This window comes from Catellatospora vulcania (genome assembly GCF_009720385.1).
Taxonomy (GTDB): domain Bacteria; phylum Actinomycetota; class Actinomycetes; order Mycobacteriales; family Micromonosporaceae; genus Catellatospora; species Catellatospora vulcania.
Map to the genome: position 1 here is coordinate 108,514 of NZ_WARX01000025.1, position 14,445 is coordinate 122,958.

The 14,445-nt window shown below is 72.0% G+C and carries 15 protein-coding genes; 6 read left to right on the top strand and 9 right to left on the bottom strand.

Annotated features, from left to right (window positions below; all coding sequences use genetic code 11):
* Positions 1 to 7: 7 nt before the first annotated feature.
* The gene (locus tag F6W97_RS34990) at positions 8 to 967 is read left to right on the top strand and encodes a TIGR03557 family F420-dependent LLM class oxidoreductase (protein WP_155374852.1); all 960 of its coding nucleotides are present in this window, start codon (positions 8 to 10) and stop codon (positions 965 to 967) included.
* Positions 968 to 1,028: 61 nt separating this feature from the next.
* Here F6W97_RS34990 and F6W97_RS34995 read toward each other — a convergent pair whose 3' ends face one another.
* Entirely contained in the window at positions 1,029 to 2,378 is a 1,350-nt protein-coding gene (locus tag F6W97_RS34995; RefSeq protein WP_230687235.1) for an FAD-dependent oxidoreductase, read from the bottom strand.
* 118 nt (positions 2,379 to 2,496) lie between these two features.
* On the opposite strand from F6W97_RS34995, the gene F6W97_RS35000 reads away from it, so the two are divergent.
* The 3 genes from F6W97_RS35000 to dusB all read left to right on the top strand — a co-directional run bounded on the left by F6W97_RS35000 (position 2,497) and on the right by dusB (position 4,758).
* Complete coding sequence (locus tag F6W97_RS35000) at positions 2,497 to 3,171, top strand: hypothetical protein (protein ID WP_155374853.1); 675 nt, start codon at positions 2,497 to 2,499, stop codon at positions 3,169 to 3,171.
* A 50-nt stretch (positions 3,172 to 3,221) separates the two neighbouring features.
* Positions 3,222 to 3,485 (top strand): DUF6158 family protein, encoded by a 264-nt coding sequence (locus F6W97_RS35005; protein WP_230687236.1) that lies wholly within the window; start codon positions 3,222 to 3,224, stop codon positions 3,483 to 3,485.
* Between the two features lie 160 nt (positions 3,486 to 3,645).
* Entirely contained in the window at positions 3,646 to 4,758 is a 1,113-nt protein-coding gene (gene dusB / locus F6W97_RS35010) for a tRNA dihydrouridine synthase DusB (RefSeq protein WP_155374958.1), read from the top strand.
* Positions 4,759 to 4,863: 105 nt separating this feature from the next.
* On the opposite strand, the gene F6W97_RS35015 is transcribed toward dusB, so the two are convergent.
* Entirely contained in the window at positions 4,864 to 5,277 is a 414-nt protein-coding gene (locus F6W97_RS35015; RefSeq protein ID WP_196279460.1) for a DoxX family protein, read from the bottom strand.
* A 102-nt stretch (positions 5,278 to 5,379) separates the two neighbouring features.
* Positions 5,380 to 6,069 carry a hypothetical protein gene (locus tag F6W97_RS35020; protein WP_155374855.1) on the bottom strand — a complete coding sequence of 230 codons (690 nt, stop codon included), beginning with the start codon at positions 6,067 to 6,069 and terminating at the stop codon, positions 5,380 to 5,382.
* A 234-nt stretch (positions 6,070 to 6,303) separates the two neighbouring features.
* On the opposite strand from F6W97_RS35020, the gene F6W97_RS35025 reads away from it, so the two are divergent.
* Positions 6,304 to 7,017 carry a hypothetical protein gene (locus tag F6W97_RS35025; protein WP_155374856.1) on the top strand — a complete coding sequence of 238 codons (714 nt, stop codon included), beginning with the start codon at positions 6,304 to 6,306 and terminating at the stop codon, positions 7,015 to 7,017.
* A gap of 57 nt (positions 7,018 to 7,074) precedes the next feature.
* Here the strand turns inward: F6W97_RS35025 and F6W97_RS35030 are convergent, their stop codons facing one another.
* The gene (locus F6W97_RS35030; RefSeq protein WP_155374857.1) at positions 7,075 to 9,408 is read right to left on the bottom strand and encodes a polyprenyl synthetase family protein; all 2,334 of its coding nucleotides are present in this window, start codon (positions 9,406 to 9,408) and stop codon (positions 7,075 to 7,077) included.
* A gap of 217 nt (positions 9,409 to 9,625) precedes the next feature.
* Positions 9,626 to 10,348: an alpha/beta fold hydrolase gene (locus F6W97_RS35035; RefSeq protein ID WP_155374858.1), complete on the bottom strand. Its 723-nt coding sequence runs from the start codon at positions 10,346 to 10,348 to the stop codon at positions 9,626 to 9,628.
* A 114-nt stretch (positions 10,349 to 10,462) separates the two neighbouring features.
* Here F6W97_RS35035 and F6W97_RS35040 point away from each other — a divergent pair, with 114 nt between their 5' ends.
* A complete protein-coding gene (locus tag F6W97_RS35040) occupies positions 10,463 to 10,954 on the top strand; it encodes a DivIVA domain-containing protein (RefSeq protein ID WP_155374859.1) in 492 nt (163 codons plus the stop codon).
* A 3-nt stretch (positions 10,955 to 10,957) separates the two neighbouring features.
* Here F6W97_RS35040 and F6W97_RS35045 read toward each other — a convergent pair whose 3' ends face one another.
* From F6W97_RS35045 to F6W97_RS35055, 4 genes are all read right to left on the bottom strand, one after another.
* Positions 10,958 to 12,025: an NADH:flavin oxidoreductase/NADH oxidase gene (locus F6W97_RS35045; protein ID WP_155374860.1), complete on the bottom strand. Its 1,068-nt coding sequence runs from the start codon at positions 12,023 to 12,025 to the stop codon at positions 10,958 to 10,960.
* A 133-nt stretch (positions 12,026 to 12,158) separates the two neighbouring features.
* Positions 12,159 to 12,302 (bottom strand): GPGG-motif small membrane protein, encoded by a 144-nt coding sequence (locus F6W97_RS40295; RefSeq protein WP_196279461.1) that lies wholly within the window; start codon positions 12,300 to 12,302, stop codon positions 12,159 to 12,161.
* A 55-nt stretch (positions 12,303 to 12,357) separates the two neighbouring features.
* Positions 12,358 to 13,176 (bottom strand): SigB/SigF/SigG family RNA polymerase sigma factor, encoded by an 819-nt coding sequence (locus F6W97_RS35050; protein ID WP_155374861.1) that lies wholly within the window; start codon positions 13,174 to 13,176, stop codon positions 12,358 to 12,360.
* Between the two features lie 221 nt (positions 13,177 to 13,397).
* Positions 13,398 to 14,357 carry an endonuclease/exonuclease/phosphatase family protein gene (locus F6W97_RS35055; protein ID WP_230687237.1) on the bottom strand — a complete coding sequence of 320 codons (960 nt, stop codon included), beginning with the start codon at positions 14,355 to 14,357 and terminating at the stop codon, positions 13,398 to 13,400.
* Positions 14,358 to 14,445: the final 88 nt, after the last annotated feature.

Below are 14,445 nucleotides of genomic sequence, written 5' to 3' on the forward strand. Positions count from 1 at the left end.
AGGGCAAATGACCAACATCGGGTACACGCTCATGACCGAGCAGCGCGGGCCGCGGGAACTGGTCGACGACGCGGTACGCGCCGAGGCGGCCGGGTTCGACTTCGCGGTCTGCTCCGACCACTACTATCCGTGGCTGGCCGAGCAGGGGCACGCCCCGTTCGCCTGGTCGGTGCTGGGCGCCGCCGCCCACGCCACCCAGCGGATCCCGCTGGTCTCCTTCGTCACCTGCCCCACCATGCGGTACCACCCGGCGGTCGTGGCGCAGATGGCCGCGACCATCGGCGTCATGTCGCAGGGGCGCTTCACGCTCGGGCTGGGCGCCGGCGAGAACCTGAACGAGCACGTGGTGGGGGCGTACCCGCAGGCGGTGCAGCGCCACGCGATGCTGTCCGAGGCCCTGGAGATCATCGGTCCGCTGCTGGCCGGGAAGGTCGTGCACCACCTCGGCGAGTACTTCGAGGTGCCCGAGGCTCGGTTGTGGGACGTGCCGGACGAGGGGGTGCCGATCGGCGTGGCGGTCTCCGGAGCATCGTCGATCCGGCTGGCGACCCGCCACGGCGCGGCGCTGATCGCGACCGAGCCGAAACCCGAGCTGATCGAGGAGTACCTGAACACCGGCGGCAGCGGACCACGCTACGGGCAGGTCGCGATCTGCTGGGGTCCGGACGCCGACGAGTGCGCCCGGATCGCCCACGACCAGTTCCGCTGGTTCGACCTGGGCTGGGCGGTCAACGCCGAGATGCCGCACCCGCGCTCGTTCGCCGCGGCGACCGCGTCGATGACCCCGGAGCAGGTCGCCGAGAAGATCTCGTGCGGCCCCGACCTGGACAAGCACGTCGCGGCGGTACGCAAGTTCGTCGACGCCGGGTTCACCGACGTGGCCCTGGTGCAGATCGGCGGCGACAGCCAGCCCGACTTCCTCGACTTCGCCGAGAAGCAACTCCTGCCGGCCCTGACCAGCGCCTGAGCTGTCGAGGCGTCAATAAGGTGCCCCTGCTCCACACATAGCGATGTGAAGGCGCCCTTCGTTACTTGCGGGCGCCGGGGGCGTGGCGGGAGAGGCGCAGGACGCGCAGGATCATGGCGGGTTTGCGCAGGATGCCGGGTGGGGTCAGCAGGTGCTGGACGGCGGTGAAGATGCGGCGGATCTCGGGGTCGACCTGGGCGGCGAGCTGGATGCGGCGGGAGTAGCGGTTGCGCAGGGCGATACCGCGTGGGCGTTCGCCCTGGGTCTGCGGGTAGGCGAAGTCACCGCCGGCGGCGAACCCCCAGGGGGTGGCGAGGATGTGGGCGGTCTCGGCGTAGTAGTCGGCGGCGAGCGCGGCGGTCGGTGCGCGGTGCGCGTCCAGCTGCCGGCCCAGGGCCTGGGCCTCCAGGGCGGCGCAGGTCATGCCCTGGCCGTAGATGGGGTTGAAGCTGCAGATCGCGTCGCCGAGGGCGAGGTAGCCCGCGGGGTGGGCGGGCAGGTCCTCGAAGTGGCGGCGGCGGTTGGACGGGAAGGTGAACGAGACGGCGTCGGTCACCGGCTCGCACCTGTCGATGAGGTCGGCGATGCCGGGGTGGGGCAGGCTGCGGGCGTGCGCGCCGAAGGCGTCGGGGTCTGCGGAGGCCGGGAAGTCGCCGTGCCAGCCGCCCAGCGAGATCAGCCAGCGGGCGTCCTCGATCGGCAGGGCCAGCCCGACCCGGGTCTCGTGCGGCGCGGCGGGCAGCGTGAACAGCGCGACGGCGTCGGCCAGGTCGCCGGGGCCGCGCCGGAACAGGCGGGTGGTGTACCCGACGCCGATCTTGATCTCGGTGACCGCCGGCGCGGCGAAGCCCAGCTCGGCGAGCCAGCGGTCGGACCGGCTGCCCCGGCCCGAGCAGTCGACCACCAGCGCGCACGGCAGCGTCTCGCCGCTGTCCAGCACCACGCCGGTGACCACGCCGTCCGCTCCCGCCAACCCGGCCGTCGCGACGCCGGCCCGGATCTCGACGTTGCGCAGCGCGGCGACCCGGCCGCGCACCGCGTGCTCCAGCAGCGGGCGGCTGAAGGAGAGCAGGGTGATCCCGGTCGGCGTCTTCGGCCAGACGCCGCCGTACCGGTAGAAGATCATCTCTGTGCCCGGCTCGAACGGCGTCGCGCCCGCCGCGACCAGCTCGTCCACCAGTCCGTCGAACAGCTCGCCAAGGGCCCGCTGCCCGGCCGCGAGCAGCACCGCCCCGTGGTTGCCCTGCGGCACGCCGCGCCGTGGCGCCGCCTGCGGCGGCAGGTCGTCGCGGTCCAGCACGACCACCCGGGCGTACCGGTCGGCCAGCACCCGGGCGGCGCACAGGCCCGCGATGCCGGCTCCGATCACGACGGCGGTGGACAGGTCGGCGGACGGGCTGCTCTCGGTCATCCGTCCATCTTCGACGCCGCCCATCAAGATCGCTGGCCCGGGTGGTGATTCACGCAACGGATGTGACGAATTTCCGCCAGCCCTAACGATCAACGCCGATCGATACTAGGGTGCTGGTGTGTCCTCATCCGCCGTGGTCCTGCTCGGCGGGCTGCCGTTCACGCTGCTCGCAGTGCTGTTCCTGGGGCTGCTGGCACAGGCGCAGTCCCGGCGCGACGGCGTGCGCCCGGGGCGGCTCAGCCACGCCGAGCGGGCGAAGCTGACCGCCGAGGCCCGCGAGCTGGAGGAGGTCGCCGAGGAGGTGCTCGAGGCGGCCCGCAGCGCGGTGCTGCTGGCCGAGCGCACCGTGGCCGAGCTGGCGGAGGCCGAGGCCGCACGGGACGCCGCCTGGCAGGCCCACCTGGTCGCGGCGCAGTTGCTGGAGGAGGCGACCGAGACCCTGCCGCCCGAGCCCGCCGAGGCCCTCGTCTCCGCGGAGAACCTCCGCGAGGTGTCCCGCGCCGCGCGGGCGGCGTACAAGCGCGGCGACCTGTCCATGGAGCAGCTGCGCGCGGTGTGGTCGCAGGTCGACGGGTGGGACCAGTCCCGCCAGGACCGCTCGCACGAGCTGTCCCGGCTGCGCGCCGAGGACGCCGAGGCAGCCCGCCTCTACCACGTGGCCGCCTCCCGCGCCCGCAACGCCCGGCGCGCCGCCGAGGTCGCCCGCGTCTCCTCGCACGCCCTCACCCAGGAGGCCGCCGACGCCGCCTACGAGGCCCAGGCCGTGCAGACCCTGCTCCGCGGCCGCGACTGACCCCACCGCAAACCCGGTTGAACCCGCCGATTCCCGGGTACCTCTCCCCCATGCGCGATTACGACGAAGTGGTGGAGGTCGTCTACGCCTGGCAGCAGCCCGAGCCGGCCGGCGGCGTGCCCGCCCGCGACCTCCCCGACGAGGACCTCCTCCGCGAGCTGGCGGCCCTGCACCGCACCCGCCACGACACCCTCCGCCACGGCTCCGACCAGTCCCTGGCCCACCACACCGAACGCCTCGCCGAACTCGAATCCGACTACCTCCGCCGCCACCCGACCCGCGAGATCGACCCCGCCCGCCTCCGCCCCACCTGACCCCGACGATCTTGCGCGTACCGTGCCGACGACACGCCCAAACGGGTTATAACGGCAACAGTTCCCGCAAGATCATCGCGATCATGGTGTGGGGTGGGTTACGGGGGTTCGGGGTCGTGGGGTGGGGCGTGAGATTCTGGGGGGCGTGACTGCGACGTTGATGTTGGGGCGGTATCCCGTGGATCCGCCGGTGGTGCTGGCGCCGATGGCGGGCATCACCAATGTCGCGTTTCGGCAGCTCTGCCGGGAGCAGGGGGCAGGCGTCTACGTCTGCGAGATGATCACCACGGTCGCGCTGGCGGTACGCAACCCGAAGACCGACAAGATGATCGAGTTCGGGCCGGACGAGCACCCCCGCAGCATGCAGCTGTACGGCGTCGACCCGGACATCACCGCCAAGGCCGTGCGCCGGGTCGTGGACGAGAACCTCGCAGATCACATCGACCTGAACTTCGGCTGCAGCGTCAAGAAGATCACCAGCAAGGGCGGCGGCTCGGCGATCCCGTGGAAGCGCCGCCTGTTCGGCGCGATCATCAAGGCCGCCGTCGACGCGGCCGCGCCCGCCGGCATCCCGGTCACCATCAAGATGCGCAAAGGCATCGACGACGACCACCTGACGTACGTCGAGGCCGGCCTGATCGCGCAGGAGGCCGGGGTGAAGTGGGTGGCCCTGCACGCGCGCACCGCCGCCCAGCGCTACTCCGGCGAGGCCGACTGGGAGTCCATCGCCACCCTCAAGCAGGCCCTCGACGTGCCGGTGCTGGGCAACGGCGACATCTGGGAGGCCGACGACGCGCTGCGCATGGTCGCCGAGACCGGCTGCGACGGCGTCGTGGTGGGCCGGGGCTGCCTGGGCCGCCCCTGGCTGTTCGCCGACCTGGCCGCCGCGTTCGCCGGCCGCCCCGAGCGGGTCATGCCGGACCTGGGCGAGGTCGCGCAGGTCATGCGCCGCCACGCCGAGCTGCTGGTGCGGTGGTGGGACGCCGAGCGCGAGGCCGTCACCGACTTCCGCAAGCACGTCGCCTGGTACCTCAAAGGCTTCCCGGTGGGCTCCGAGCTGCGCCGCTCGATGGCCATGGCCTCGTCGCTGATGGAACTGGACGACCTGCTCGGCAAGCTGGACCACGCCGCACCGTTCCCGGTGGCCAATCTGGGCCAGCCCCGCGGCCGCACCAACTCCCCCGCCAGGGTCGTGCTCCCCCACGGCTGGCTCGACGACCGCGACTCCCGGGCCGTCCCCGAGGACGCCGAACACGACGACTCCGGCGGCTGACCCGCTGCCTCACCAAGCAAGATCGCTGTTTCGTGCCAAGATCCGTGGTTGAACCGCAGATCTTGGCACGAAACAGCGATCTTGCTTTCCACCGCGCCCTCAGCCTCAACCCCGGAGGCTGTCGACCAGAGCCCGGGTGTACGGCGCGCGAACCCACGCGATCAGCGCGGCCACCACCCCGAACGACGCCGACATGATCGCGTTCGAGGCCGCGCCGGGCAGCACGAACAGGTTCATGATCGTCGCCCCGATCATCAGCCCGACCAGGCCGATCGCCGCCGCCCCGGACAGCCGGGGGATCAGCAGGCCGATACCGCCGGCCAGCTCGCAGGCCCCGACGAAGTAGATGAACCACATCCCCAGGCCCACCTCCCCGAAGCTCGCCGGAGCCTCGAAGGCGGGCAGATACTTGGTCGCCCCGACGGTGATGAAGAACAGGCCGAGCAGCACCTGCCCGGTCCACGTGGCGATGTGGACGGCGCGGCGGGGGCGGACGGCGGGGGCAGCGTACGTGGTCATAGCGGGTTCCCTTCCCGAGGTTTCTGTCATCGCGTTCATCCGTGTAGACGAACGGCGCGCGCAGAACTCATCGGTGCGGGCAAAGAATCCTTGCCGCGCAGGTCAGGGCGACAGCACCGGGTCGACTAGCACCGCCACCGTGCCCGGCTTGTTGCACCGGATCCGCAGGCGGACGTAGTAGGCACCGGTGACGTCGGCCTTTATCGCGGCAGGCTTCGCGCCGATCTCCGCCTGCACGGATCTGCTCGGCCCCTGGGCGTCGCCGCCCGGCAGCCAGTCCTTCGGATCGGGAAAGACCGTCAGCTCGACGATCTGGGTGGGGTTGGCCTGTTCGTCGTACGCGAGCAGCCTCGCAGTGAACGTGTCCGCCGAGCGCAGCCGCTCCCAGCTGACCTCCGCCATCGTTTGGCCGGTGTTGTTCGACGGGCAGCGGACCGCGATGGCCTGGGCGTACTCGGGCAGGTCGGCCAGTGCCTTGGGCAGGGCGACCACCAGGCCCGCGCCCCGAACCGGAGTGAGCGAGCGCAGGTAGGTGCCGGACGGCGGCAGCGCGCCGGGTGTCGCGGCCGGAGCTGAGGCGACGCCCGGTCCGGTCGTCGGCGCGGTGGCGGCGGGCGCAGCACCTCCGGCTGCCGTCGTCGCCGCTGTCTCGGGTGTGGCGCTGCTCGCGGGGAAGATGAGCGTCCAGGTCTGGGTCAGCGTGCCGATGACGGTGACGACGCCGACGACGAACGCGCCGATGGCGCCCCACCGGACCTTGCGCGGCTCCGGAGGCTCGATAGGGGTGGACACGCTGCTCCTGAGGGAAGTCAAGGGGAAGAACGACGATTTTCGCACGTGGTCGGATAGATGAGAATCAGCCCAGCGGAACTGATATCCGACAACATTGGGGATCTGCCCGGGTGTTCCGCAAGGGAAGAATGCCCTTTCATGGCCGACACCCTTCCCACGCCCCCTGCCGCCCCGGAGCCACCCACCGGGCCCACCCCGACCAGCCCCTCCGCCACGACCGGCACCTTGCGGCCCGTGTCGACGGGACCGGTTCCTGCGGCTCCAGGCAAGGGCACCGCGCGCCTCGCACTGCTCGTCGCCGCGGTGAGCCTCGTCGTCGCCCTGGTGGCGGCGGGGGTGGCGGGGGTGGCGCTGGTCCGCTCGGGCGACGAGAGCCCGGACACCGTGGCCGCGCCCGGTGACGGTGCCAGCGCCCAGGCCACCGCCGGTGGGGACGCGCCCGCGGCTCCGGCGACCACCGCCGCGGCCGCCGAGCCGTCGCCGACGGGGACCGTGCTCGGCGTGCTCAGCCCGCAGGCGGTCTATACCCAGGTCTACAAGGACCAGGAACTCATCCCGCAGGTGACCCGCGGTGCCAGCGCCTACCTCGACCTCAACGAGCCGCGGGTGGTCCAGCAGGGCAGCGACAAGGACGACGCCCGCCTGGAGCTGCCCTACAACAGCACCGTGCCGGTGATCATCCTGCTCGACGGGGTCGAGGGCGCCGTGGTCCCGGAGAACATCAAGGACCCGCAGCCTGAGGACTGCGCCGACCTCATTCGCAAGAGCCCGGTCCCGCCGCGCGCCGAAACGGCCGCGCAGCGTGAGCTGATCATGTGCGTGGCGACGTCGCAGGAGCAGGCCGCCGCCATCGGGCAGCGCCAGCGCATGGTGGTCCTCCACGTGATCGCGCTGTCGAGCAACGCGAAGGTGAGCATCCAGCTGAAGGCATGGGAAGCCCCGTCCTGATCGGACTTCGGTGTGGCCGGGCCTGCGGTCGCCTGCGGCCCGGCCACACCGGCGCCGTCAGCGGGCGCGGGCGGCGAAGTGCTCGACGATGCCCTGCAGCAGGCGGGTGTCGAAGGGCAGCGCGGCGCAGCTGTCCACCGCGGCGTCGCGGTGCTGCTCCATGAGCCGCCGCGCCTGCGCGAGCCCGTACACCCGGACCAGGTTGGCCTTGCCCACGTCGTTGCCCGAGTCCTTGCCGAGCTGCTCGCTGGACGCGGTCGCGTCGAGGATGTCGTCGCGGGCCTGGAACACGATGCCCGCGTGGTCGGCATAGCGGGTCACCAGCTCGATCTCGACGCGCGGCCGGTCCAGCAGCATCAGCAGCGGCACCAGCGCGGCCTCGACCATCGTCGACGTCTTCAGCCGGTACATCTCCAGGATGTCCTCGCCGGTGACCGGCGACGCGTCCCGGGCGTAGCGCAGGTCCAGGTACTGGCCGCGGCACAGCCGCTGCGGGCCGAGCACCGTGCCGATGTAGGCGATGACGTCGGTGACCCGGTGCGCCGGGTAGTGCCGGTCGAGCCGGGCCAGCATGCCGAACCCGGAGGACAGCATCGAGATCGCGGCGAGCTGCACGCTGCCCTCGTCGAACACGGTGTGCGCGGCGGGACGGCCCCGGCGCAGCGTGGCGTCGTCCTGGGCGGGCAGGTCGTCGAAGATGAGGCTGGCGGTGTGGAACAGCTCGATCGCGCCGAGCAGCGACTCGGGCATGTCCCCGCGTACGCCCAGCCCCTCGGCCAGCATCAGGGTCAGCGCGGGCCGCAGCCGTTTGGCCGGGCCGTCCATCGTGTACGCCAGGATCGGCGCCAGCTCCGCCGCGTTGACCTCGGCGTGGCAGTTGTGCACGATCTCGTTGATGCGCGGCAGCCGGTCGAGCACGAAAGTGCGCGCGTCGACGCTGTTCGGGTCGCGGCGGCCCATCACCGCGGCCGCCTCCCGCTTGAGGCGCAGGTCGCCGGTGGTCAGCTGAGGCAGCACCCGCCGGGGCACCCCGGCCGCGGTACGCAGGAACGTGGCGATCTCCGGGGTGACCGGGTACTCGTCGAGCAGCCGCAGCGTGCTCTGCGGGTCGGCGCACAGGTGCACCCCCAGCTTGATCGCGCCGACGCCGGTCAGCGCCTCGCGGGCGACCGGGTCGCCGCCGTACACCTGGTCGACGACGTACGCGTCGTAGGCGAACAGGTCGAGCAGCGGGTTGGTCCGGCCGTCGCCGGGATGGGTGAACGGGGTCGTCCGCCCGGCCCGGCGGTCCTCGTCACGGTCGACGAGGTCGTCCTTGAACTGGCTCAGGAAGATCGTGTTGAGGCAGCGGGCGTAGAAGCCCTCGTCGAGGCTGCGCCGGCCGAGGATGTTGGCCACCACCCGGCTCAGCCCGGCCTTGAGGAAGATGTCCGGGTACGCGCCCTCCAGCGGCTCGTCCGGGCGGCGGGTCGCGTCGCGGTGCTGGGCCAGGTACATCGACTCGGCCGCGTGGTAGAGGTGCCGGTGCGTGCCGAACGGGTAGACCTGCAGCGCGATGCCGTACAGCTCGTGCATCTCCTCGGCGAGCGGATGGTCGGGCACGTCCCTGGCGTCGATCGCGCCGCCGGTGGACAGCCCGCGCAGGATCAGCCGGTGCAGCCGGTCCCGCTCGCGCGGCAGCATGTGCTCGCCGGGCAGGTCCTGGAAGCTGTCGTCGATCACGGCGTACGCGGCCCCGTACGCGTACGCGCCGGGCAGGATCCGGGTGAGGTGTTCGCGCACCGCGGCCCGGCCCGCGTCGCGGGTGTCGTACCCCCCGATGGCGAGCACTCCCACCAGCGTGCGGACCACCTTGCCCATCGCGCCCGCCTGCACCACCGTCTCCGGCAGCGTGCGGTGCAGCCGGTCCAGCCGCTCGGCCAGCCAGCGCGTCTCGGCGACGTCGCGCAGCGCCGGGAAGCGCCGCTCCAGCGACTCCACCACACCCGCCACGCCGCGGCCGCGCTCGATGCCCTCGACCACCTCGCGCACCGTGCGGGCGTGCGCCCGCGCGAGCACCTCACCGCGGGCCACGTCGGCCGGGTCGGGCACCTCGCTGAGGTTGTACACCCCGAAGTAGTTCAGCTCCAGCAGCGCCTGCTCGCGCAGCTCCCGCCGCCGCCGCGGCGCGTAGACGCCCCGCAGCAGCGCCGCCGCCGGCGTGTTCCGCCCGGCGATCGCCTTCAGCTGCGCGGTGTACTGCTCCACATGCGACCCGATCGCCGCCGGATTCGCGTCGCGCCAGCCGGCGTAGTGCGCCAGCGTGTGCCGCACGCCCTCCTCGAGCCTGGTGTGCTCGAGATCCTCCTGCCGGAACGGGAACGGCTCCAACAGCTCCGTAGCGACACTCATGAGGCTGACCACCTCCCCGCGGACCCCGACGACCCCGCTGCACCCATGATCCCACCCCCGCGCCAACCCCCGCCCGGACAGATCGAAGGATGGGCGCCTTCCCCACGCTCTGCGTTGCAGAAGGCGCTCTTCCTAACACGACAGACGTCGCCGCCTGCGCAGACGGCAGTCTGCCGAGTAACGGTTCAGGCCGCCGGGCGGCGCGGTTCGCCGTCTCTCACAGCGAGGTGAGCAGGGTGGCGAGGTCCGCGGGGCGGCTGAGCATGGGCCAGTGGCCGGTGGGCAGTTCGAGGACGTCGGCGTCGGTGAGCAGGGCGAAGTACGGATGGCGCGCGGCGATCATCTCGTGCACCTGTGCGGCGGGGAACATGCAGGTGATCAGCGCGGACGGCACCGAGGAGAAGCCCGGGTGGTAGTGGACGGGCCCGCGGGCCGAGGCGAACGGGTGCGGGGTGGCACGTTCGCGCAGCAGGGCGAGCGCGTCGGCGTCGAGGCCCGCCAGCGAGGGGTCGTCCGGGTCCGGCAGGAAGGGCGGCACGGGAGCCAGGAAACCGTCGCCGATCTCAGCGAGGATGCGTTCGCGCTGCTCGGGTGAGTTCGTGTCGAACTGCGACGTGCCCTCGGGCAGCGGCCCGCTGTCGACGTACACCACCCGGCGCAGCCGCCCGGCCAGCAGTCCCGCCGCCACGGACACCACCATCCCGCCGTAGCTGTGCCCGACCAGCACCACGTCCCGCGGATCCGCGCCCTCGACCAGCGCGACCACGTCGGCCACGTGCGTGTCCAGATCGGTCTGCGGCGTCGCCTCGGCGGCCCGCTCGGCGACGCCCGCCAGCGTCACCGGGCGCGGATCGTGCCCTGCTCCGGCCAGTCGTGTGGCCACGTCATGCCAGGCCCACGCGCCGAGCCACATTCCGGGCACGAGTACGAATGTCGTCATCCCGCCACGCTAGGCGGACGCACCGACACCGCGCAGCCTTGGCATCCGGCGAGGCGCGCCGGCGCGGCTGCGCCGACCCCTACGTCCTTGCCCTGCTCTGCCAGGATGTGCGCCATGCTGCCTCCACCCGACTTCACCGTCGTCCTGCGCGGCTTCGATCGCAGCGAGGTCGACGCCCTGATCGAAGCGGTGTACCGAGGCGAGGCGCACCTCGCCGGCAGGACCGTGTTCGACTTCACCGTCGTCCTGCGCGGCTACGACCGCGAGCAGGTCAACGCGTACCTGGGCCGCCTCGCGGCGCTGCACGAGGCCGAGGGCGGGTTCCGCCCCCTGGCCGACCCGGACAGCGGCGTCCCGACCGTCGGTCCCGTCGCCCTGCGCGACCCGGCCTTCCCGCGTGCCGTCCTGTTCGGCAAGGGGTATGACCCGGCGCAGGTGGACGCGCTCGTCGCCCGGATCGCGCCGGTGCTGGCCGGGGGCGGCGGCGTCAGCTCCGACGAGGTCGAGCGAGCCTCTTTCCCCCTGGTTCGCAAGGGCTACGACGTCGACCGGGTCGACGCCTACCTGAAAGCGGTCGCGATCCGGCTGCGGGCCGAGGGGCGCTGAGCCTCAGAAGGCGCGGGCGTACTGGTCCGGCCAGTGCGCCTGCCCACCGAGCTTCGCCAGTGCCCGGCGCGGCCAGTACGGGTCGCGCAGCAGTTCCCGGCCGATCAGCACCAGGTCGGCCTGGCCGTCCTCGACGATGCGCTCGGCCTGCTCCGGCTCGGTGATCAGGCCGACCGCGCCCGTCGGCACCCCCGCCTCGCGGCGCACCTGCTCCGCGAGCGGAGCCTGGTAGCCGGGGCCGACCGGGATGTCGGCGTGCGGGGCGGCCCCGCCCGACGAGCAGTCGATCAGGTCGACGCCGGCCGCGACCAGCTCGCCGGCCAGGGCGACGGTGTCGCTGACGTCCCAGCCACCGTCGACCCAGTCCGTCGCGGAGACCCGGGCCAGCACGGGCACGTCGGGGCCGACGGCGTCGCGCACCGCCGCCGCGACGGCCACGGCCAGGCGCATGCGCGCGGCGCGGTCGCCGCCCCAGCCGTCGGTGCGGTGGTTGGTCAGCGGCGAGTAGAACTCGTGCAGCAGGTAGCCGTGCGCCGCGTGGATCTCGACGGCCTGGAACCCGGCGTCGATCGCGTAGGCCGCGGCCTGCGCGAACGCGGCGATCACCGCGGCGATGCCGGCCTCGTCGAGGGCCCGGGGCGTGCGGTAAGCGGGCACGAACGGCTCCGTGCCCGGCGCGACCGGCTGCCAGCCGCCGTCGGCGTCGGGGACCCCGCCCCGCTCCTGCGCGAACGGCCAGTACGTGGACGCCTTGAACCCGGCGTGGGCCAGCTGGATCGCCGGCACCGCCCCCTGCGCGGCCACGAACGCGGTGACCGGCCGCCAGGCGTCCACATGCGCCGGTGACCAGATGCCGGCGTCGCGGGGCGAGATCCGGCCCTCCGGCAGCACCGCGCTGGCCTCGGCGATGACCAGCCCGGCCCCGCCGACCGCGCGGGCGCCCAGGTGGGCCAGGTGCCAGTCGCCGGGCAGGCCGTCCGGCCCGGCCGAGTACTGGCACATGGGCGACATCGCGATGCGGTTGGGCAGCGTCACGCCGCGCAGTTCGAGGGGCTGTCCGAGTACCGTCACGGCGCAACAGTACGACCGGCGGCAGGCGGCGTCCTGTGATGCGGATCGCACCCGGCCGGGAACGGCTGCGCACATGGTGAAGGGCCGGGCAGACCCAGGTCTGTCCGGCCCTTCGGCACTTCTGCGTGGCGTTCTACGAGAAGATGCTCACGCCCCCCGGTCCGACCAGCAGACCGATGATGATCAGCACGATGCCCCACAGGATCTGGCGTCGTGCCAGCGAGACGATCCCGGAAACGACCAGGACCACGGCGAGGATCCACAGTAAAAGCTCCATGGTTCCTTCCTGCCCCACGAACTAAGTGATGAAACCGCTACTGTCCGTTGCCGATTCAGTCCTCAGCCAGCATGCGCTCGCGCAGCTGCGCGAGGCACCGGCTGAGCAGACGCGACACGTGCATCTGGGAGACCCCGATCTGCTCCGCGATCTGGGCCTGGTTGTGGCCCTGAACGAAGCGCAGCATGAGGATCTTCTGCTCGCGTTCCGGCAGCTCCTTGACGTACTGCCGGACCGCGTGCACGTCCGGAATGGACTCCAGCACGGTGTCGGTCTCACCGATCAGCTCGCCGAGTTCCACATCGCCGTCCTCGCCGCTCACGGCGACATTGAGGGAGTTGATGCGGTACGCCTGCGCGCAGTGCATCCCGGCCACCACGTCTTCGACGGTGACATGGAGATGCGTGGCGAGGTCTTCGGCAGTCGGCCACCGGCCCAGATCCTGGCAGAGCTGCGGGGACACCCGATTGATGTCCAGGTACAGCTCCTGCATGCGGCGGCTTACCCGCATGCTCCAGCCCCGGTCGCGGAAGTAGCGCTTGAGTTCGCCGACGATGGTCGGCACCGCGAAGTGCACGAAAGCACTGCCGCGGGCGGGGTCGAAACGGTCCACGGCCTGGATCAGGCCGATGGTCGCCACCTGCACGAGGTCGTCGCCGTCCACGCCGCGGTGGCGGAAGCGGCGGGCCAGGCGTTCAGCCAGCGGCAGCCAGGCACAGATGGCCTCCTGCCGCACGTCCTCATGTGCGGGGTCTTGCTCGCTCAGCTCTCCGAGACGGCGCAGCAGCACATCGCCGGCAGTCGCGTCGAGGGTGTCGGTCAGGGACGAGGGGGACGCGGACACGTTGGTCTCGCGAACGAGTGTTGCAGTCATTGCAGGCCTCCGGCGCAGTGAACCGCGTGTGTTCCGGAACGACGGGGGACGTCCTCGGACACGGTTCGCCTGTGACGGACACAGCACCCGTTTCTTGAGCGCTGTTGGACGGCTCGAAAGCCGACTCGGCAAGCCGAGCACCCAAGACCCTACAAGAGGCTGGCCGAAAGTACCAGCCCAAGGAGAGGAACGTACACGTTACGGGCATGCGGCCGGTGGAGTCAGAAAGAGAAACCCGAGGTCACGGCCCTGTGGTCGGTGCCCGGCGTGCGCAGTACCCCGGCCTTCGTCGCGGTCAGTCCGCGGTACAGCACGTGATCGGGCCGCATCACCGGCAGCGAGGACGGCCACGTGAAGCCGTAGCCCCAGCCGGCCTCGGCCTGCGCATCGCTCAGCAGCGCGGCCAGCGGCGCGATGGCGCGGTCGGTGGCGGCGGTGTTGAGGTCGCCGAGCACCAGCACCCGCTCCGCCTCGTCCGCCCGGATCGCCTGGGCCAGCATGTCGATGGTGTGGTCCCGGACGGCCGTGTCGTTGATCCGGGCTGAGCCGAGGTGCACGACGTACACCGCCACGTCGCCCTGCGGGGTCTTCACCACCGCCCGCAGCGCCCGGGTCCACTCCAGACCGGTGTCGACGCCGGTGATGCCCGTGATCGGATACTTGCTGAGCAGACCCACCGTCGACCGGACCGCATAGTGCGGATACGTCTTCGTCAGCTGCTCGGCGACCGTCTCGATGGTGCCGCCGGACGCCTCCTGCAGCGCGATCAAATCGGGGCCGCCCTCGGCCAGGGCCCGGACCGTGGTCTGCGGGTCGGGATTGTCGGCGTACAGGTTCTGGGTGACCACCCGCAGCTCGACCGGCCCGCCCGGAGGCGGCAGCAGGGCGCGGCCGAACATGGCCGCCCAGATCACCGCGGGCAGCAGCACCACCAGCAGCGCCCTGCCCGACCGGGCCAGCAGCGCGGCGACGGCCAGCACCGGCAGGGCCAGCCCGAACAGCGGCGCGATGGTGTCGAGCACGCTGCCGATGCCGTGCACGTTGGGCACGAGCCGGTGACCCGCGAGCACAGCCGCCAGCAGCAGAGCGGTCGCGATGACCAGCCCTGCCCGCCAGGCCGGGCGCCGGGGCGGCGGCTCGGCCGGGCCTCCGGGCGTCTTCTTCAGCTCGATGGTGGTCACTGTCCGTATGTTACCGGGGAAGACCCGAATCAAACTCGGCAAACGTCGCACTACCCGTGTGCGAAGTCCCCCGAACCACCGGTTCGGG